The organism is Cobetia sp. PS-4MA, from assembly GCF_057670765.1.
In genome coordinates this window covers 290,635-309,894 of the sequence record NZ_CM173107.1, presented here as the reverse complement: position 1 = coordinate 309,894, position 19,260 = coordinate 290,635, and the positions used below count along the sequence as shown (strand labels likewise).

Below are 19,260 nucleotides of genomic sequence, written 5' to 3'. Positions count from 1 at the left end.
ACCTTCACGCCGGCGACGTAAGACTCAATGACCCGGCAACGAGACCTGACTGGCCGGGTGGATATCTGCATCGAACCTTGCTCAACAACCAGAAAAAACGGGCTCGCCCGAAAGGAAACCATCATGACCATGAAGAAGACCGTGACTGCCGCCACCTTTGCCGCTGCTGCCGCTGCACTGTTCTCCACCGCCGCCCTGACCTCCATGTCCGTGCAGGCGGCTGACAACGCCGTGAAGTGCTCCGGCATCAACTCCTGCAAGGGCACCTCCGAGTGCGCCACCGCCACCAGCGCCTGCAAGGGCCACAATGCCTGCAAGGGTCAGGGCTGGTCCTACACCGCAAGTGCCGAATCCTGTGTCGGCGCTGGCGGCGAAGTCATCTCCGGCAAGAGCTGAGCACTCGAGATGAGGGCACCGTCACCCAGGTAACGGTGTCGCCAGGAGTCCCTGGACGCAACGGGAGGACGGCATGCCGTCCTCCCGTTGTTGCATCAGGTCTACACTGCCAATGCAGGCACTGCCTGCCATGCCATGGAAAAGGAGTCACTCATGACGACAGCTTCCCGGAGTCACCAGCCTGCCACTGCCACCTCGGGTGCCGGTCAAGGGCTAGGGCTACGTCCTGAGTACTACCACGAGATTCTGACGACACTGCCGGATATCGATTGGTTCGAGGCCATCAGCGAGAACTACATGGGCCCCGGATTCATCGACTCCGACGGCGTCAGTGCCGGCGGCAAGCCGCTGCACTTTCTTGAGCGAGTCCGCGAGCACTATCCCATCGCCCTGCATGGCGTCTCGCTATCCATCGGTGGCAGCAATCCCATCGACACCCGCTATCTGCGCGAGCTGCGCGCACTGTGTGAGCGCATCGAACCGATGTGGGTCTCCGATCACCTGTGCTGGACCCGCACCGGCGCGCATCAATTCCATGACCTGCTGCCTCTGCCCTATACCGAGGCCACCATCACGCACCTGGCCGAGCGCATCGACCAGGTCCAGAACGCGCTCGGGCGCCAGCTAGTGCTGGAAAACGTCTCCAGCTACCTGACCTGGCAGCCCGACGAGATGAGCGAATGGGAGTTTCTGGCCGAGGTCAGCCGCCGTGCCGATTGCCTGATCCTGCTCGACCTGAACAACGTCATCGTCTCCAGCCACAATCATGACTTCGATCCGCTGGCCTATCTGGATGCCATGCCGGCGGAGCGTGTCTGGCAGCACCATCTCGCCGGGCACATCAGGCAGGACGTGTCTGGCGGTGAGCTGTGCATCGACACCCACGACCAACCCGTCCCGGATGCCGTGTGGTCGCTGTATGACGCCGCACGCGAGCGCTTCGGCGATGTTGCCACCATGATCGAGCGCGATGACAACTTCCCGCCATGGTCGGAACTGATGGAAGAATATGCCGAGCTGCGTCGCCGCAGTGGTCGCCCGCTGGCCGACGATCAACCGACCCGGACTGTCGCGGCGGCAATGAATGGGGGGCTGCACGCATGACGCATGCATCGACCACAGCGACGACAGCATCACAGTTCGATCGCCGCGCCTTGACCCAGCTTCAGGACGCCACCGCCGCCTATCTGGTCGCGCCGTCACCCGACACCCGCAGCATCGCGGCACAGGCTGTCATCAGCGATGAGCTGGCCAGTGCCGAGGAGCGCCTTGGCATCTATGCCACGGCTTACCGCCTGCGCCTGTTCGATGTCTTCGGCGGTGATTTCGAGGCCGTGCACACCTTGATTGGCGATGATGCCTTCGGCTTGCTGTGTCGCGAGTACCTCAATGCCCATCCGCCGAGCCACTACTCGATCCGCTGGGCAGGCCAGCACTTTCCGGCCTTCGTGGCCGCGCGCGAACCCCGGCGTTCGCTGGTCACCGAGATGGCGGCCTTCGAATGGGCACTGGGGCTGGCACTGGATGCCGAGGAGATCGCGCCGCTCAGCGTCGAGACCCTGCAAGGGCTCGCCCCGCAAGACTGGCCGACGCTGAGACTGGCAGCCCATCCGTCACTGCATCACTTCGCCTTTCATTTCGATACGCCGGCCATCTGGAAATCCATCGACAATGACGAGCCGCCACGTGCGCCGGTCGAGAGCGACATCCCCACGCCATGGATCGTCTGGCGTCAGCCCACCGAGGGCGCACCCGAGGTGCACTATCGCTCTCTCGAGCCATTGGAAGCGCTGGTGCTCAACGCCATTCTCTCTGCCGGTGATGACGGCCTGAGCTTCGCCTCACTGGGAGAGTTGCTAGCCCCTGAAGTCGGCGCCGAGGCAGCGCCGGGCGCCGCCATCAACCTGCTGGTGCAATGGATACCGGCCGGCATGCTGATACGTCCCGAAGACACCGGACGAGCCAGCCGCCATACCTCAGACCGTATTGCCTGAGGCGGCGCCCCCTCCTGCAACAGACCGGACATGACAGCCAGCCAGGAAAGCCGGACAATACACGCCGATCACCCCCTTGGTGATCGGCTTTCGTCTTCCTGCTGCCGTGATGCCCATGCCCCCTTCTTCCCATGATCTGCCCTCTTCCCCCGATGGCCTGCCCTGCGACGCGTCAGTGACGTCTCGACCACTCGTGTCGGCGCCCCTCGATGCTGACCCGGCTCACGAGGCCGAGCCCATCTTGCCACTCGACATCCTGTTTCAGGATGACGTGCTGGTGGTGGTGCAGAAGCCTTCTGGCCTGCTGGTGCATCGCAGCCCCATCGACAAGCATGAGACGGAATTTCTGCTGCAGCGCCTGCGTGACCAGATCGGCATGCACGTCTTCCCGGTGCATCGTCTCGATCGCCCGACCTCCGGGCTGATGGTCTTCGGCCTCTCTCCGGAAGCCGCCCGCAAGCTGAGCGCCGCCTTCGAGGAACAGCAGGTCAGCAAACGCTATCTGGCCGTGGTGCGTGGCGTCGCTCCCGAACAGGAGCGCCTGGACTACGGCCTGCGCAAGGAAGAGGGTCGCCTGCCCAAGGCCCAGATGCCGGAGCAGGAAGCCATCACCGACATCCGCCGACTGGCGCAGGTCGAGCTGCCCGTCGCGATCGACCGCTACCCCCAGTCACGCTTCTCGCTGGTGGAGGCACGTCCCTTGACCGGCCGTCGACACCAGATTCGTCGGCACCTGTCGCGCCGTGGCTACCCCATCATCGGAGATGCCAGGCACGGCAAGGGCAACTACAATCGTTACTTCGCCTCGACCCTGGAATGTCCGCGTCTGCTGCTGGCGGCGGTCGGACTGGAACTGCCGCACCCCGAGGGTGGCTGGTTGCGTCTTTCATGCCCACCGGATGGCGCCTACGCTGCCCTGCTGGCGCGCTTTGGCTGGCTGGGGCATCTGCCGGAGCGCCATGCCATCCACCAGGCCGAACGCCCCGAAAGCGACCTGGCTGGCCGGCCCACAGACGACTTGCCCGAATGACGACCGGGCACCCGCGAACACGCTTCGCCATCTGCATTCAACGTCCCTGGAAAGCATGAGCTGCGCATGACCACTACCCCTGACGACATTCCGCTGAATGAGCCAGCGGCCCACACGGCCTCTCTCTCGGACGCCGCGCCCTCTGCCAGCGAACGCATGCTGGCGGATTTCTTCGCCACCGACGCCGAGGCACCGGCGGCGGACGATTACGACTTCCGTTTCGGCGGCATTCGTCGCCTCTACGGCGCCAGCGCCTTCGCCCACTTCCGTCACGCGCATGTCGCGGTGGTCGGTGTCGGCGGGGTCGGCAGCTGGAGCGCCGAGGCGCTGGCACGCTCCGGCATCGGCGAGATGACGCTGATCGACCTCGACGACGTCTGCGTCTCCAACGTCAATCGTCAGCTGCATGCGCTGGATGGCCAGATCGGCCGTCCCAAGGTCGAGGTGCTGGCCGAGCGCTGCCAGCTGATCGCACCGCAGATGAAGATTCACGCCATCTCGGCCTTCGTCACCCCGGACAACCTGGCCGAGCTGATCCACGATGAGCTGGATCACGTCATCGATGCCATCGACAGCGTGCCCGCCAAGACGGCGCTGATCGCCTGGTGCAAGCGTCGCAAGCTGGGGCTGACCGTGACGGGCGGTGCCGGTGGCCAGCTCGACCCGACACGCATCCAGATCGCGGATCTTGCCCGTACCGAGCAGGACCCGCTGCTGGCGCGCGTTCGCTCCCTGCTGCGCCGCGACTACCATTTCAGTCGCAATCTCAAGCGCCGTTTCGATGTCGAGTGCGTCTACTCCGACGAGCAGCTGACCTACCCCGGTGCCGATGGCGAGGTCTGCGCCACCAAACCCGGCGACAGCGCCACGCGTTTGGATTGCGCCGGCGGCTTCGGCGCCGCCACCTTCGTCACCGGAAGCTTCGGCTTCACCGCCAGTGCGCGCGCCCTGGCGCGCATCGCACGCCGCGGTGCCAAGGCCACGCCGGCCAACGCTCTCAAGCCCGCGCCCGACGCCTGATCGCGCCGGGCAACCGCGCCAACTGTCTTGCCCATCAAGGAAATCATCATGTCAGAGCTGCCTCCCATGCCGCCGCTGCCCGAGAATCGTCCCGTGCCGGGGCTCTACCGCCACTACAAGGGCGCGCAATACGAGGTGATCGGCACCAGTCGTCATAGCGAGACGGAAGAGCTGCTGGTGGTCTACCGCGCCCTCTACGGCGAATGTGGCCTGTGGGTGCGCCCACTGAGCATGTTCATGGAGAATGTCGAGATCCAGGGCGAGCCAGTGCCGCGTTTCGCGCTGGTCACGCAATGGTCCTGCTGAGCCTCGCCGGTCGGTGGCGCCCATAAGCTGACCGACCGGACAGGTGCATGCCGCCTCTCAGGCTCGGTGCTATACTGCGCCGCTTGTTTTTCCAGACATACGCATTGAGGTGGGACCGGCCATCACGGCCCGGCCACCTCGACCACGCCCACACAGCGGGCCGTCCAGCATGCGCTGGCGGTGGCTGTGAGCTGGTTCATACCACGTCAAGAGCGGAGGAAGCATGAGCGCACTGGTTGGTGTCATCATGGGATCAAAATCGGATTGGGCGACCATGTGCCATACGGTCGAGACCCTGGAAGCCCTGGGGATCGAACACGAGGTCAAGGTCGTCTCTGCCCATCGCACGCCTGACCTGCTGTTCGATTATGCCGACACCGCCGCGGAGCGTGGTCTCGAGGTCATCATCGCCGGAGCCGGTGGCGCCGCCCACCTGCCGGGCATGTGTGCCGCCAAGACCTGGCTGCCGGTGCTGGGCGTGCCGGTGCAGTCCAGCATGCTGTCTGGCGTCGACTCTCTGCTCTCCATCGTGCAGATGCCCGCCGGCATCCCCACCGGCACCCTGGCCATCGGTCGTGCCGGTGCCGTGAATGCGGCGCTGCTGGCTGCCAGCCAGCTGGCCAACAAGTATCCGGCCATCCGCACGGCGCTCATCAACTTCCGCGCCGAGCAGACCGACCGCGTGCTGGACAATCCGGACCCGCGTCCCGATGCTCCCAGCCTGTCGCATGGAGGCCAGTGAATCATGAGCGAGCCGATCCGCTTCGGTATCGTCGGTGGTGGTCAGCTGGGTCGCATGCTGGCTCAGGCTGGTGCCGCCCTCAATACCCGCTTCACCTTTCTTGATCCCGCCGACTCGCCCTGTGGCCGCGTGCATGGCCATCATCTGCGCGCCGACTGGCAGGATGACGCCGCTCTGACACAGCTGGTGGCGGCCTCCGATGCCATCACCTTCGAGTTCGAGAACGTGCCCGCCGACGCCGTCGAGCGCCTGGCGGCAGAGCGTCCGACCTATCCCCCGGCCGGCGCGCTGGATACCGCACGGGATCGCTGGAACGAGAAGTCGCTGTTCATGCGTCTGGGCATCGAGGTGCCGCCGCTGGCGCTGGTCGACAGCCAGGCCGATCTGGAAAGCGCGGTGGCCACCATCGGCCTGCCTGCCGTCCTCAAGACACGTACGCTGGGCTACGACGGCAAGGGTCAGAAGGTGCTGCGCGAGATGGCGGACGTGGCCGACACCTTCGCCGAACTCGGCAGCGTGCCGCTGATTCTCGAAGGTTTCATCGCCTTCGATCACGAGGTCTCGGTGATCGCGGTACGCGGTCGTGACGGTGAGACACGCGCCTGGCCGCTGTCCCGCAATGAGCACCGCAGCGGCATCCTGCACTGCGCCACACCGCTGGCCGCGCATGACCTGCAGGCCGAGGCCGAAGCGGCTGCCTTCAAGGTGATGCACGAACTCGACTACGTGGGCGTGATGGCCTTCGAGTTCTTCGTGGTCAAGGAAGCGGACGGCAGCGAGCGCCTGCTGGCCAACGAGATCGCCCCGCGCGTGCACAACTCCGGTCACTGGAGCATCGAGGGCGCGGTCACCAGCCAGTTCGAGAACCATCTGCGAGCCGTCGCCGGCCTGCCGCTGGGCGAGACAGCCCTGCTGGCCCCCTGCGCGATGCTCAACATCATCGGGCGCATGCCAGAGCGCGATGCCGTGCTGGCCATTCCCGGTGCTCGCCTGCATGACTACGGCAAGGCACCGCGAGCCGGTCGCAAGATCGGTCACATCACGGTGCTGGCCGCCGACCAGGCCAGTCTCGACGCGCGCATCGCAGCCGTCGAGGCGCTGCTGGTCAATGACCTGGGCAAGTAAGCCGGTTCTGCGCCACTGAAGACAAAACGCCCCCGCTGCCGATGGCAGCGGGGGCGTTTTCGTTCCTGTCACGACCTGGAAAGCCGCGCCTGGAATCAGTCGATCTCGTGATGGATCTGCTTCTGCAGGTAGAGCTCGATACCGACCTTCTCGATCAGACCCAGCTCGGTCTCCAGGTGATCGATATGCTCTTCCTCGTCGTCGAGGATCTTGCGGAACAGATCACGTGAGGTGTAATCGCGAACCTGCTCGGCATAGGCGATCGCTTCTTTCAGATCACCATGTGCCTGGTGCTCCAGCGCCAGATCGCACTCGAGCATTTCCTTGGTGTTCTCGCCGATACGCAGCTTGCCGAGGTCCTGCAGGTTGGGCAGGCCTTCCATGAACAGGATGCGCTCGATCAGGGTGTCCGCATGACGCATCTCTTCGATGGACTCGTCATATTCCCACTTGGCCAGGCGCTTGAGCCCCCAGTCCTTGTACATGCGCGCATGCAGGAAGTACTGATTGATGGCTACCAGCTCGTTGCCCAGTATGGTGTTGAGATGCTCGATGATCTTGGGATCGCCTTTCATGTCGCCATTCCTCTCTTGTCCGGTGCGGTCTCGTTGTTGTCGGCGACCGGCATGCATGCCGGTGTCAGGGGCCGTCGGGGGTGAGGCGTCTCAGGCACTCGCCCCGCTTCGTCAGGTCCGGCAAGTATGGCGCAAAACCATGAATTTTTCGAGACATGACAACAAGTTATCGACTTTTAGGCGCAAATGGGAAAGATTGGTATCCGCGTTGTCATATGCAGACGGACACCGGTGAGCGTACAAGCGATGAAAGCCCGGGAGAGGAAAGCACGAGAAAGGAAAGTACGAGAAAGGAAAGTGCGAGAGAGGATAGCTGGAAAGATGAGCTCTCCCGGCAAGGAGCGGCATGCGAAAACGCCAGAGGCCCGATCATGTGATCGGGCCTCTGGCGTTTGAATGACATGGACTCGTGGCGCTGTGCTGCATCGACAGGGCAATCCAGGCCAGGAGAGGCAAGCCCCCCTGACATCAGACCGCGTAGGCGAGGTCGTCAGCCGGCATCATTTCGCGTGCCACGGCTTCACGGGTGATCGTCTTGGCCATGCAGGCACATTTTCCACATTGGGTCGCACACCCGGTCTGCTCGCGGACCTCACGGAAGCTGCGCGCCCCCTGCTCCACGACTTCACGGATCTTGTGGTCTGATACACCCTTGCACAGACAGACGTACATGGCTCACCTCGCTCACTCCAAGTGAGACAAATGTAAATGATTCGCAGAAAGATGCGCAACACCTGACTGCAAAAAATTCTCATTTGCATGACATATCAACCACTTGCATTACCCCGTCTTCCACCGTCGGCGCCATGAATTGCTGCTGCGGGATGTGAACGTCCGACCAGAGCCGCGTGACGGTTCTCGACCCCGCCGTCCTCCCCGCTTTCCTCAACCCGCTGTTCTCAAACCATTGCTCTCAAATCCACTGCTCTCAAATCCGTTGCATCGATGAAAGCGCCCACCGTATAAAGAAGGGAGTCACCTGCCTAAGGCAGGGGTTGCGATTTGGGACAGGGACGCTAAGATGTATAACGTTTTATTATGCAGACAAGAATCAAGTCGCAACAAAAAATAATGAGCCATCAACATCCAATGGTTCAGGCAGGTCACTCGCCTCCTGCTAGCGTCACTTCGCCAGAACGCTGCCGTTCATGACGATGACCTACACGCAGCAAGGCGACGGCAAATGACTGCCACGACCTGCCAGGCAATCAGGAAAAGCACATGAACAGGACACTGCAAGAGATTCCGTCGACGCCCTCCATCCTGACTCGGCCCATCGGCATGCCGATGATGGGCGACATGATGATGCCGTGACCGGCCCGAATCCGTCTGCTGTCCGTTCGTTTCGCCTACTGCCAAACTGCAAGGAGTCCTGACCCAATGTCCGCATCCATCGCTACCGCCGAACATCACGCCGCCTCCCACCTGCCCCTCAATCTCGACGCCGTTCGCGATGCCGGCAGCTGCTTCGGGGACCATCACCGCCTGCCGCTCAATCCGCTACTGCGCAATCTCTATCGCGAGGCGCGTCGCGAGGGCCTGGTGGACGAGAGCTGCAACGCACGTGAGTTGATGAGTCACATCGCACTGCCGCACGATCACGTCGTCACCCAGGAAATCTCCGATCGTGTCTGGCGCTACAACGTCGGTTACGCCAACAGTGAAAGCAGTGCCGAACAGGGTGACCTGAATGCTGCACTGGACTCGCTCAACGAGCGTACCCTCGATGAGCCACTGCCGGGTGCGCTGCATCGCCTCACCGAGGCCTGGCTGTACCTGCCCGGCGAGCTGGAAAGTCCGCGTCAGGCCAGTGCCGACGTCCTGTGGCTGGACAAGCAGGGCCGTGCCCGCTATCGCCTGGATCAGGCACGTCACTGGTTCGCCACCCTGCGTGACGAAGCCGTCGAAGTGGACGACTGGCTGGCATGGCGCCTGACCCACCTGCCGCTGACCAGCGCACCGGTGCTGGACACGGTCAGTGCCTTCACACGCCTGGCCCGCCTCGACCACGACGGTCAGCGCCCCATCGGCCAGCTGCCCTTCGTGCGCTATCGTGATGGCGTGCGCTTCGAGGGCATGGGCAACGCGGTACTCGACCTGCCACGTGAGCTGCCGGAAACTGCGGCACAGGAAGACAGCCTGGTCGTGTCACGCGCCACGGTCGACCGCATCATCACGCGTCTCGATGGTCTGCTGGGCGTCTGATTCACGTCCTGCACCCCTGACAGACACAACGCCCCGCCAGTCGATGACTGGCGGGGCGTTGTGTTTTCCGGCATTCGGCATGCCTTTCACGGCGATTCCTGCACGCCGCCCTTGCACGACACCCGCAAGGCGGCGCCTACCGGGCCGTCACTCTCGGCTGGGCCTCGGCACCACCACCACGCGCGTGCCTGAGGCGATGTCGTGCCAGCTGCGGTGTTCAGGGTCCCATAGCTGCCAGAGATACCCCAGTCCACCGCATCCCAGCGAGAGACCGGCAACCAGAAAACGCAGCAGACACTGAGGCAGTGTCGGTGCGCAGCCTTCCGGCGTCTGCAGCCTCAGCCGCCAGGCCTGCATGCCCAACGTCATGCCACTTCGACTCCAGAAGTAGGCAAAGAAGGCGAACACCGCCACCAGCAGAAGCGAGCGGAACAATGGCGACTGATTGGCCTCTCCGCCATTCGCGGCCACCCCCACGAACCCCAGCACGATCAACAGCGCCACTACCAGAAAGGTGTCATACACCAATCCACCCAGACGCCGCATCAGCCCGGCAGGGCGCACGCCCTGCTGCGCGAAGCAGCGCCGGGCCACCGGGCACCGTGCCCTAGCCACTGCGACGAATCAGCAGCAGGCCGATCACGTAACAGGCGATCGTGGGGGCCAGTACTGCCCAGATGGGCGCGAACCCGAAGACCACCGAGGCCGGCGCCAACAGGTCCTGCAGGTATTTGAACAGCAGACCGACGATGATCCCGTAGAACACGCGCGTCCCGGCTGCCACGGTGCGCAACGGCCCGAACACGAAGGACGCTGCCACCAGCACCAGCGCTGCCAGCGTCAGCGGTTGCAGGATCTTCTGCCAGAAGTACAGCAATGGCTGGTTGGCGGACAGACCCTGCCCCTTCAGATAGCTGGCGTAGCGCCACAGATCAGAGGCGGATTGCTGCTTGGGTTCGGTGATCACCAGCTTGAGCAGGTCCGGCGTCAATCGGGTATCCCACTGGCGTGAGTCCTGCTGCTCGACACGCGTGGAGGCCACCTCGCCGCCCTCACGCTCGAAGACCGTGGTTTCCACCGCCTCCAGCGTCCAATGGTCGTCCTCCCAGACGGCACGCCTGGCATACATGGCCTGCTTGAGCTCCTGATCATCATCGAATTGATAGCGGGTCACGTTGAGCACCACATCATCACTGCGGATCGAACCGAAGCGATAGAAGCTGTTGCCCTCACGCTGCCAGCCACCGCCTTCGGCATAGACGGCACCCGCCCCCTGCTGCTTCTCGGCGCGCCAGGCATCGGCCTGCATCTCGGTGACAGGCGCCACGTACTCTCCCACGGCCATGGTGATGGCGATCACCAGCCCGAGCGGCTTCATCACGCCCCACAGGATGCGCGTCAAGGAGCGGCCCGCCGCACGCATGATGGTCAGCTCATTGCTGGATGCCATGCTTCCCAGGCCGATCAAGGCCCCCAGCAGCACCCCTACCGGCACGAATTCGTAGAAACGTGACGGTAGCCTCATCAACAGGTAGAGCAAGACCTCAAGGGCACCGTAATCCCCCTCGACATCGCCCAGGTCATTGATATAGGTGATCATCAGGTCAAGCCCGAGGATCAGTACCTGTACCACCAGCATGGCCAGCAGCACGTTGCGCGCGATGTAACGGTCGAGACGATCAAGCAGCATCAGCGGCCACCTCCGCGGTTGTCGCGCCAGCTCAGCCAGAGGCCAAGCGCCAGATAGACGCCGTGAATGGGCCACAGGCCGATCGCGGCCGGATACTTGCCGGACGCGACGGCATTCTGAGCCGCGATCAGCAAGCTGAGGTAGGTGATATGCACGAAGATGGCCGGCAACAGACGCGCGAAGCGGCCCTGGCGCGGATTGACGCGCGCCAGTGGCAGACCGATCAGCATCAGGATCGGCACCATCAACGGCAGAGAGATACGCCATTGCAGCTGGGCCTGGGCTTCGGGCGTCTGCGTGGCCAACAGCTCTCGGGTGGAGACGAGTTCGATGTCATCCTTGAGGCTTGCCTCGCTCTGCCCCTCGCTGACCCGCACCGCATAACGCTCGAAGCCCAGTCGCTGTGAAGCCGACTTGCCCGGCTCCACCGCGTAGCGTGAGCCATCCGCCAGCACCAGATAGCGACTGCCGGTCTCCTCGCTGACGTCCTGGAAGGCGCGCTCGGCGCGCACCACCGACTGACTCGGTTCGCTGTCATCGCGGCGGGTGGCCCCGTCATTGCCACGCTCGGCGATGAAGACGTGCTTCAGTTCGCTGTTGTCGTCACTCATGCTCTCGGCATAGACGGTGCGATCGCCGATTTGCTGAAAACGTCCCGCGCCCAGCACCGAGAAGTCGGTCTTCTGCTTCTGAAGCTCCAGCAACATCTCGTTCTTCAGCGCGCCAGCCGGCGTCAGATAGAGGCTGCAGGCCGCCACCAGCGCCGTGATCAGCAGTGCCGGCAGCAAGGTGACGCGCAGCAGGCGCTCCGGGCCGACACCGCAGGCCACCAGCACGGTGATCTCACTGTTCATGTACAGCTGACCGAAGGCCAGCAGCACGGCCAGGAAGAAGGACAGCGGCAACAGCAGCTCGAAGAACCCCGGCAGGTGATAGAGCATCAGGCTGCCGAGAATCGAGGCCGGGAAGTCCCCCTCTGCCGCGTCACTGAAATAGCGGATGAATCGGCTGCCCATGATGACAAGCATCAACACCCCGGCCACCGCGGCCATGGTGGTGAGAATCTCGCGTGTCAGGTAGCGGAAGATGATCAAATGAAACTCCTGTTTCCCACTCGCAATCGAGCGTGTTGACCAGAACGATGATAGCCAGTGAAGACACGATACGGGACACATGAAGATGCACCATCCCTCATGCATGCCGAACCGCCTTTGCGTACACTGGGCATCCGGCCTGCGCTTGCGCCTCGGCCCGGTGCGATCGAGTGTCGATGACACTGGGCGAGCCGAGCCCCGCAAGGACATGCTCGAGCATTATCCAGAAAGCATGCAGCCTTGTCGCGGCCATGCCTTGCGACAGGCACATGATCTTCCGCATGATGGACGGCACCGGGAGATGCTTGCCATCAGCGGCCAGTGTCCCCATTCAAAGGTCATGCTCGGTCAGACACCGACGGACGGCAGAGCCTCTTCACATCCGCCCCTGCCGGACCTGGATGCCTGACCCCGGATATCGCGACACGCCCGACCCGCTTCGGTATGACGCTATCCTCATTTTCGTATCCCTTACTCGCCCGCGTGGAGTTGTCATGGAATTTCCTGTTGTCACTGTCAATCCGGCCCAGCTAGAGACCGCCTGCCTGGTGGTTCCCGTCATTGAAGGCGAACTCGAAGGCGCCGCGGCACGTCTGGACGACGCCAGCGAGAAGCTGATTTCCCAGCTGATCGAACGCGGCGACTTCAAGGCCGAGCTGGGCAACACCCTGCTGCTGCCTTTCGCCCCGGGGCTCGGCGCACAGCGCCTGCTGCTGGCCGGGTTCGGCAAGGCCGAGAAACTCGACGAGAGCCGCTACAAGCGCGGACTGGACGCCGCCATGGCGGCACTGCTCAAGCTGCCGGTGGAAGACGCCGCCTTCGCGGGAGTCGGCCTCGATATCGAGCTGCGCGACGCCGCATGGAAGGCACGCATGATCGCCGAGAGCGCGCTGCGCAACGCCTACCGTTTCACCGAGATGAAGAGTCAGCCGGGCGAGCCTGCCTCTCTGACCCGTCTGAGCGTGGTAAGTGCCGACAAGAGTCAGCAGGAAGAACTGGAAGCGGGTCTGCGTATTGGCGCGGCCATCGGCGAAGGGGTCAACGAAGCCCGCACCCTGGGCAATCTGCCGGGCAACATCTGCACCCCGACCTATCTGGGCGAGCGTGCCGAGCAACTGGGCAGCACCTCCGAAGGCGCACTGAAGGTGACCGTGCTGGGTGAGGAAGAACTCGAGAAGCTTGGCGCCCTGTCACTGCTCTCGGTCGGCCGTGGCAGTGAAGAGCCGAGCCGTCTGATCGTGATGGAATACCGCGGCGCGGAAGACGAAAACGAGGCACCGCACGTGCTGGTCGGCAAGGGCATCACCTTCGATACCGGTGGCATCTCGCTGAAGCCGGGCGCCGGCATGGACGAGATGAAGTACGACATGGGCGGCGCGGCGAGCGTCTTCGGCACCATGCGCACCGTGCTGGCACTCAAGCCCAAGCTCAACGTGGTCGCCATCGTGGCCAGCGCCGAGAACATGCCGGACGGCCGTGCCACCAAGCCGGGCGACATCATCAAGACCCTGAAGGGCCTGACCGTCGAAGTCCTCAACACCGACGCCGAAGGCCGCCTGGTGCTGTGCGACGCCCTGACGTACGCCGAGCGCTTCGAGCCGGCCAGCGTCGTCGACATCGCCACCCTGACCGGCGCCTGCGTCATCGCGCTGGGCAATCACGCCACCGGCCTGATCTCCAACGATGATGACCTGGCGCTGGATCTGCTGGATGCCGGGGAAGAGGCCTGGGACCGCGCATGGCACATGCCGCTGTGGGACGAGTATCAGGCACAGCTGGATTCCAACTTCGCCGACATCGCCAACATCGGTGGCCGTGAAGCCGGCATGATCACCGCAGGTTGCTTCCTGTCCCGCTTCGCGGACACCTTCCCGTGGGCGCACCTGGACATCGCCGGCACCGCCTGGCAGTCCGGCAAGCAGAAAGGTGCCAGCGGCCGCCCGGTGGGCCTGCTGACCCAGTATCTGCTGGATCGCGAAGCGGAACTCAATGCCGCCCAGGAAGAGACGCTCTGAGGCTTCGCATGCTCTCGATGGCGTGCTAGCGTTGAGACACGCGGGTCGGCACGCCACTCGGCACCGCTGACCCCAGAGGTCCTATAAAAATGATTCGACCCCCGGCGTTTCGCGCCGGGGGTCTCGCTGCTACGGAGACACCCACGTGACCAAAGGCTTCGACGTCCGCGCGTCCACGCAACCGGCGGATGCTGCCATTCGCGACACCATCCTGGCCAATCCCGGCTTCGGCCGTCACTTCAGCGACCACATGGCACACGTCCGCTGGACCGCCGATGGCGGCTGGCACGGCCATGAAGTCCGCCCCTATGGCCCGCTGAGCCTCGACCCCGCCGCCTCGGTACTGCACTACGCCCAGGAAATCTTCGAAGGCATCAAGGCCTATCGTCATGAAGACGGCTCGGTGTGGACCTTCCGCCCCGAGAAGAACGCGGCACGCTTCCGCAACTCCGCCCGCCGCCTGGCACTGCCGGAGCTGTCCGACGAGGACTTCGTCGGCTCGCTCAAGGCCCTGCTCGCCCAGGACAGCGCCTGGGTACCGACCCCCGCCAGCGCCAGCGATGAGTGCAGCCTCTACCTGCGCCCGTTCATGATCGCCAGCGAAGCCTTCCTCGGTGTGCGTCCGTCGCGTGAAGTTGATTACTACGTGATCGCCTCGCCGGTGGCCGCCTACTTCAAGGGTGGCATCAAGCCCGTCTCCATCTGGCTGTCCTCGCATTACAACCGTGCGGCGGCCGGTGGCACCGGTTTTGCCAAGTGTGGCGGCAACTATGCCGGTTCCCTGGCGGCCCAGAGCGAAGCTACCGCCAATGGCTGCGATCAGGTCGTCTTCCTGGATGCCGCCGAGAACAAGTGGGTCGAGGAACTGGGTGGCATGAACCTGTTCTTCGTCTTCAAGGATGGTCGTCTGGTCACGCCGCGTCTGACCGGCACCATTCTGGAAGGTGTCACCCGTGACTCCATCCTGACCATGGCGGGTGATCTCGGCCTGACGCCGGAAGAGCGCCCGGTCAGCATCGACGAGTGGCGCGAAGGTATCGCCTCCGGTGAGATCACCGAGGTGTTCGCCTGCGGTACCGCCGCCGTCATCACCCCGGTGGGCGAGCTGGTCAGCGAAGACGCGCGTCTGGATCTGACCGCCAATGCCGGCGACGTGGCCATGCGTCTGCGTCGCCAGCTGCTGGACCTGCAATACGGTCGCGCCGAAGACACGCGTGGCTGGATGACCCGCCTGGCGTAAGCCCTGTGGCCCATGCCAGACGACAACATGAAGGCCCGCCTCGCAAGAGGCGGGCCTTCATGTTTGCAGACGCGAAGATATCGCGCTTTCCGATGCGTACCGAGTCCCTCCTGCATCGAAGCCACGTGGCGAGTGCGGTATCCTGAGCGCTCGCGAACTCTTGCCACGAGCGGTGCCCATGACCCAGATCGACTTCTACATCCTGCCCGATACCACGCTGGAAGCCCGGCTGGAATTCGCCTGCCGTCTGGCCGAGACCATCCATGCCAAGGGGTTCCGCCTGCACGTGCATGTCGAGGATGAGGCGATGGCGCGTCAGTTCGATGAACACCTGTGGCAGTTCCGCCCCGAGAGCTTCGTACCCCATGCGCTGGATATCGATCTGGATCTCGCGGCGCGCGAGGCAGAACACGCCGATGACGTGCCACGTCCGCCCGTGACCATCGGTTGGCAGGACGCGCCGGCACCGGGCATCGAGGCACTGCTCAATCTGCACCCCGAGATCCCCGAGTGGTTCTCGCGTTTCGAGCGCGTCGCCGAGATCATCAACCAGCATCAGGATGTGCTGGTCACCAAGCGCGAATGCTGGCGTACCTACAAGTCACGCGGCTATGCGGTGCGTTCGCATCAGCTCAAGGGCGTGAGCTGACGCCGCAGGTACCGGTGGCGCTGTCAGCCGACTCAGCGCTCGCGTTCCTCGTCTCGCTCCCGGGCCTCGAGAAACTCGCGAAAACGCACGATCAGCCACTCGATCCAGTACTCGACGTCCTGCATGCCGGGGGGACTCTCCCCCACCGCAAAGAATTCCGGCGGCAGGCCATCGGCTTCCGCACCCGTTCGCTCGCCGATACGCACAGCCCACAACGGCGCCTCACGCGGCAGACGCTGGATCTCGCTGAACAGCGACGCCACGCTCATGTCGGCGACGTCTCCGAAGATCACCATGCAGGGACTGACATCACGCACCAGGCGCAAGGCCTGAGCCGCGCTGCTGGCAGTGATGATGTCCAGATTGGCGACATGGCTGCCGATCACTTCCAGGCGCAGTCTGTCCTCCGCGCGCGTGCTGATCACCAGCCAGCGACACGCCACTGGCAGCGCCTGATCTGCCGACCATGCCGCCTTCACGACCCGTTCATGGGCACTGACATCCGCCAACGGCAGCCATACCCGGAAACAGGCCCCCTCGCCCAGTACGCTCTGCGCGGTGATCTCCCCCTGCATCCGCCGCGCCAGCTCACGCGACAGCGCAAGCCCGAGGCCCGTGCCCTCGATTCCCGAATCCTCGCGACCCAGACGCGAGAAAGGCTGGAACAGCTGAGCCGCCTGATTCGGGTCAAACCCGAAGCCACCATCCTCGACATCCACCCAGGCCATCTCCTGGCCGTGGGAGTCGATACCGCGCCCAAGAGCGAGACGTATCCAGCCGCCCGCGCGGTTGTACTTGATGGCATTCCCCATCAGGTTGCCGAGAATCTGGTCCAGACGACGGCGATCGGCATTCAGCCACAGCGACGCCTCTTCCAGCGCCAGTGACAGCGTCAGTTCCGCCTGGTCCAGCCGCGGCTGGTACTGACTGACGAGGCGAATCAGGTGCTGGCCGATCGACAGAGGCTGGCAATCGAGGGGCAGTTCTCCCGCTTCAAGGCTCGACATCTGCAGCACGTCCTCGATCAGCGCCGAGAGCTGGCTTGCCGCGTGGCCCGCTTCATCCACATAGCGACGCTGTTCGCGCGTCAGGGACGATTCGTCCGCCAGCAGGTCAGTGAAGCCCAGGATGGCATTGAGGGGCGTGCGGATCTCGTGACTGAAGCTCGAGAAGAACCGCGACTTGGACTGACTTGCCTCGGTGGCACTGTCACGTGCCGCTTCCAGCACCTGCAGCGTCTGCTTGTGACGCTGAATGTCCAGCACCACCCCCGTGGCACGCAGCGGTCGCCCGTCACCATCGCGGCGGGTCACCTGACCTCGCACCTGCATCCACACCCAGCTGCCGTCGGCATGGCGGTAACGCACGTCACGCGCCTCGGCCCAGCTGTCGCCATGCAACACGCGCCAGCGGGATTCCAGCATCCCCGCCAGGTCCTCCGGGTGAGTCATGGCATCGAGATCGGCCAGATGCATGCTGGCCTGGATGGGGAGTCCCATCATCAGGAAGAAGTTCTCGTGGAAGTGGAGATCATCACGCTCGAAGTCATACCGCCAGGTCGCATCACCGGAGGCCGCCATCACCATCTCGACATGCCGGGCATCCTCGGCGCGTTCGAGCTCGATCTGATCACGCCGCAATGCGGCTTCCCGCAGGGCTTCCCCCGCCTGATCAAGCTCTTGCAAGGCAAAACGCTGACGCACCACCGGCTGTCCGCGACCGATGCGCAGCGCCATGTCACTCAAGCGTTCCAGGGCTTCGGAAAGCGTGGTGGCCATGGATTCCGCCCGCCAGCGCATCACCACCAGCAGGACCAGGAAGAAGGCGATCAGGCCGACCAGCATCACGTAACCCAACTGATTGAAGCGCGTATTCCAGTGCTGGATGCCGCTTTCCACCTGCTGCGGGTCCACCACGGCCAGCAGCCGCCAGTCCGTCCCCGACACCGGATACCACGCCACCAGCCGCTCACCGGCGAGCAGCGGTATCTTGCGCATGCCATGGGGAGCATCATCGATACCATGCAGCAGGCGCACCATCTCCGGCGACTTGCTCTGATCACGTGCCGTTTCCAGGAAGCGGTCATGCGTCAACGGGGTCGGCTCGATCCGCGGAGTGACATGCACCCCGAAATCCTTCTGACCGGCCTCGGGCATGGCCAGTACGCTGTTGCCACTCACCAGCACCAGATAGGCGTTCCAGGGAAGTCGCGTGCTCTCGAGATGCTTCGCCAGCGCATCGAGCGTGACATCGATACCGACGACCCCCTCAAGGAAGTCCCCACGATGCACCGGCATCAGGGTCGAGATCAGCCAGCCTCCCCCGACGGGGTCCTGATAGGCCGGCGTCACGACCGGCTCACGCGTGGGATTGTTGCGATCATCGGCCAGGTAATAGAAGCCGTAGCTGGTGAGATCCACCCCGGGGGTGAAGATGCCGTGGGTGTCGATCCACGGCTTGATACGGAAATAGCCGTCGTAGCTGGAGAACCACGCCTGACGCAGCTCGGGACGGATCTCGAGCATGTCCTGCATGACCGTATCCAGCCGCGACAGCCGTGCCACCTTGCCGTAGTCCTGCAGATAACTGGGGGCCAGCGACGAATAATAGGAGCCGGCCTCCCCGTCATCCTCGGCCACGTAAAGGGTGCCATCCTCACTGAAGACATGACGCGCCATCTCTCGGACACGCTCGCCCGGCGCGATGGGAGCGTCCATCTCGCGGATTGCCGAGTGTGCCAGCTGCTGCACTTCCCTGCGCCAATCCTCCACCACCATGCCGGCATGCTCCGCCTCATAACGGCTCAGCTGCTCAAGCTGGGTGCGGATCAGGTCTTCACGGGTCGCTTCCTGCTGCTGCGCGACCAGCCAGTGCAAACCCAGATAACCACCCAGCAGCGCCACCTCCATCACCAGCAGTGGCACCAGGGCATGACGCAGCAGTTCATGCCAGACCCAGCGACGGGTCGGACGAGGTGCACCATCCGTGGGGCGAGGCTTGGACATTGCGGCTCCGCGAGCAGGAACAGGAGGGAGACTCCGAGGCGAGGCACCTCGGCGTCAGCAGGTTGCGACAGGATACGGCATCATTGCGTGGATGTTGCCTGCTTTGTGAAACCGTCCCCTTGGCGAGGGCCACAAGAGCCTGCACGCCAAGACCGAATGACGCCTGACATCAGC

Annotated in this window: 18 protein-coding genes; 12 read left to right on the top strand and 6 right to left on the bottom strand. The window is 63.8% G+C overall.

The genetic code is table 11. The features are described 5' to 3' along the window. The first annotated feature begins 123 nt into the window (after window positions 1-123). From bufA2 to AC26AR_RS01385, 8 genes are all read left to right on the top strand, one after another. Window positions 124-396 carry a BufA2 family periplasmic bufferin-type metallophore gene (bufA2, locus tag AC26AR_RS01420; protein ID WP_240499614.1) on the top strand — a complete coding sequence of 91 codons (273 nt, stop codon included), beginning with the start codon at window positions 124-126 and terminating at the stop codon, window positions 394-396. Between the two features lie 153 nt (window positions 397-549). Then, entirely contained in the window at window positions 550-1,500 is a 951-nt protein-coding gene (gene bufB, locus AC26AR_RS01415; protein WP_191236505.1) for an MNIO family bufferin maturase, read from the top strand. Then, window positions 1,497-2,390, top strand: coding sequence for a DNA-binding domain-containing protein (locus AC26AR_RS01410; protein WP_284728526.1), 894 nt, complete (start codon window positions 1,497-1,499; stop codon window positions 2,388-2,390). Before bufB ends, AC26AR_RS01410 begins: the two co-directional genes overlap by 4 nt. A 238-nt stretch (window positions 2,391-2,628) precedes the next feature. Further along, a complete protein-coding gene (locus AC26AR_RS01405; protein ID WP_077379350.1) occupies window positions 2,629-3,420 on the top strand; it encodes a pseudouridine synthase in 792 nt (263 codons plus the stop codon). A gap of 156 nt (window positions 3,421-3,576) precedes the next feature. After that, entirely contained in the window at window positions 3,577-4,440 is an 864-nt protein-coding gene (gene tcdA / locus AC26AR_RS01400; protein WP_077379348.1) for a tRNA cyclic N6-threonylcarbamoyladenosine(37) synthase TcdA, read from the top strand. A gap of 48 nt (window positions 4,441-4,488) precedes the next feature. Beyond that, window positions 4,489-4,746 carry a DUF1653 domain-containing protein gene (locus AC26AR_RS01395; protein WP_240499615.1) on the top strand — a complete coding sequence of 86 codons (258 nt, stop codon included), beginning with the start codon at window positions 4,489-4,491 and terminating at the stop codon, window positions 4,744-4,746. Window positions 4,747-4,969: 223 nt separating this feature from the next. Then, entirely contained in the window at window positions 4,970-5,488 is a 519-nt protein-coding gene (gene purE, locus AC26AR_RS01390) for a 5-(carboxyamino)imidazole ribonucleotide mutase (RefSeq protein ID WP_077378762.1), read from the top strand. 3 nt (window positions 5,489-5,491) lie between these two features. Beyond that, window positions 5,492-6,613 carry a 5-(carboxyamino)imidazole ribonucleotide synthase gene (locus tag AC26AR_RS01385; protein WP_488107429.1) on the top strand — a complete coding sequence of 374 codons (1,122 nt, stop codon included), beginning with the start codon at window positions 5,492-5,494 and terminating at the stop codon, window positions 6,611-6,613. Window positions 6,614-6,708: 95 nt separating this feature from the next. Here the strand turns inward: AC26AR_RS01385 and bfr are convergent, their stop codons facing one another. Next, window positions 6,709-7,188, bottom strand: coding sequence for a bacterioferritin (gene bfr, locus AC26AR_RS01380; protein ID WP_077378759.1), 480 nt, complete (start codon window positions 7,186-7,188; stop codon window positions 6,709-6,711). A gap of 468 nt (window positions 7,189-7,656) precedes the next feature. After that, window positions 7,657-7,860, bottom strand: coding sequence for a bacterioferritin-associated ferredoxin (locus tag AC26AR_RS01375; protein WP_077378756.1), 204 nt, complete (start codon window positions 7,858-7,860; stop codon window positions 7,657-7,659). 708 nt (window positions 7,861-8,568) lie between these two features. Between AC26AR_RS01375 and AC26AR_RS01370 the strand changes: the two genes are divergently transcribed. Then, a complete protein-coding gene (locus AC26AR_RS01370; protein WP_077378753.1) occupies window positions 8,569-9,393 on the top strand; it encodes a hypothetical protein in 825 nt (274 codons plus the stop codon). 147 nt (window positions 9,394-9,540) lie between these two features. Here AC26AR_RS01370 and AC26AR_RS01365 read toward each other — a convergent pair whose 3' ends face one another. The 3 genes from AC26AR_RS01365 to lptF are packed head-to-tail and all read right to left on the bottom strand — an operon-like array spanning window position 9,541 to window position 12,177. Then, a complete protein-coding gene (locus AC26AR_RS01365) occupies window positions 9,541-9,987 on the bottom strand; it encodes an RDD family protein (protein WP_240499617.1) in 447 nt (148 codons plus the stop codon). Between the two features lie 13 nt (window positions 9,988-10,000). Next, entirely contained in the window at window positions 10,001-11,083 is a 1,083-nt protein-coding gene (lptG, locus tag AC26AR_RS01360; protein ID WP_488107428.1) for an LPS export ABC transporter permease LptG, read from the bottom strand. Further along, window positions 11,083-12,177, bottom strand: coding sequence for an LPS export ABC transporter permease LptF (gene lptF / locus AC26AR_RS01355; protein ID WP_169477242.1), 1,095 nt, complete (start codon window positions 12,175-12,177; stop codon window positions 11,083-11,085). The genes lptG and lptF overlap by 1 nt, the downstream gene beginning before the upstream one ends. A gap of 494 nt (window positions 12,178-12,671) precedes the next feature. On the opposite strand from lptF, the gene AC26AR_RS01350 reads away from it, so the two are divergent. The 3 genes from AC26AR_RS01350 to AC26AR_RS01340 all read left to right on the top strand — a co-directional run bounded on the left by AC26AR_RS01350 (window position 12,672) and on the right by AC26AR_RS01340 (window position 16,081). Further along, entirely contained in the window at window positions 12,672-14,192 is a 1,521-nt protein-coding gene (locus tag AC26AR_RS01350; RefSeq protein ID WP_141392388.1) for a leucyl aminopeptidase, read from the top strand. Between the two features lie 145 nt (window positions 14,193-14,337). Beyond that, window positions 14,338-15,432, top strand: coding sequence for a branched-chain amino acid aminotransferase (locus AC26AR_RS01345; protein ID WP_084209423.1), 1,095 nt, complete (start codon window positions 14,338-14,340; stop codon window positions 15,430-15,432). Window positions 15,433-15,610: 178 nt separating this feature from the next. After that, window positions 15,611-16,081: a DNA polymerase III subunit chi gene (locus AC26AR_RS01340; RefSeq protein WP_077378736.1), complete on the top strand. Its 471-nt coding sequence runs from the start codon at window positions 15,611-15,613 to the stop codon at window positions 16,079-16,081. Window positions 16,082-16,113: 32 nt separating this feature from the next. On the opposite strand, the gene AC26AR_RS01335 is transcribed toward AC26AR_RS01340, so the two are convergent. Then, on the bottom strand, window positions 16,114-19,086 hold the full coding sequence (locus tag AC26AR_RS01335; RefSeq protein WP_488107427.1) for an ATP-binding protein: 2,973 nt from the start codon (window positions 19,084-19,086) through the stop codon (window positions 16,114-16,116). Between the last annotated feature and the right edge of the window lie 174 nt (window positions 19,087-19,260).

Bases quoted from the DNA above. Each gene is read 5' to 3' on its own strand.
- bufB (WP_191236505.1), top strand. From the start codon at position 550: ATGACGACAGCTTCCCGGAGTCACCAGCCTGCCACTGCCACCTCGGGT.
- AC26AR_RS01335 (WP_488107427.1), bottom strand. From the start codon at position 19,086: ATGTCCAAGCCTCGCCCCACGGATGGTGCACCTCGTCCGACCCGTCGC.
- lptG (WP_488107428.1), bottom strand. From the start codon at position 11,083: ATGCTGCTTGATCGTCTCGACCGTTACATCGCGCGCAACGTGCTGCTG.
- tcdA (WP_077379348.1), top strand. From the start codon at position 3,577: ATGCTGGCGGATTTCTTCGCCACCGACGCCGAGGCACCGGCGGCGGAC.
- AC26AR_RS01350 (WP_141392388.1), top strand. From the start codon at position 12,672: ATGGAATTTCCTGTTGTCACTGTCAATCCGGCCCAGCTAGAGACCGCC.
- AC26AR_RS01410 (WP_284728526.1), top strand. From the start codon at position 1,497: ATGACGCATGCATCGACCACAGCGACGACAGCATCACAGTTCGATCGC.
- AC26AR_RS01375 (WP_077378756.1), bottom strand. From the start codon at position 7,860: ATGTACGTCTGTCTGTGCAAGGGTGTATCAGACCACAAGATCCGTGAA.
- bufA2 (WP_240499614.1), top strand. From the start codon at position 124: ATGACCATGAAGAAGACCGTGACTGCCGCCACCTTTGCCGCTGCTGCC.
- AC26AR_RS01370 (WP_077378753.1), top strand. From the start codon at position 8,569: ATGTCCGCATCCATCGCTACCGCCGAACATCACGCCGCCTCCCACCTG.
- AC26AR_RS01385 (WP_488107429.1), top strand. From the start codon at position 5,492: ATGAGCGAGCCGATCCGCTTCGGTATCGTCGGTGGTGGTCAGCTGGGT.
- AC26AR_RS01340 (WP_077378736.1), top strand. From the start codon at position 15,611: ATGACCCAGATCGACTTCTACATCCTGCCCGATACCACGCTGGAAGCC.
- AC26AR_RS01395 (WP_240499615.1), top strand. From the start codon at position 4,489: ATGTCAGAGCTGCCTCCCATGCCGCCGCTGCCCGAGAATCGTCCCGTG.
- bfr (WP_077378759.1), bottom strand. From the start codon at position 7,188: ATGAAAGGCGATCCCAAGATCATCGAGCATCTCAACACCATACTGGGC.
- purE (WP_077378762.1), top strand. From the start codon at position 4,970: ATGAGCGCACTGGTTGGTGTCATCATGGGATCAAAATCGGATTGGGCG.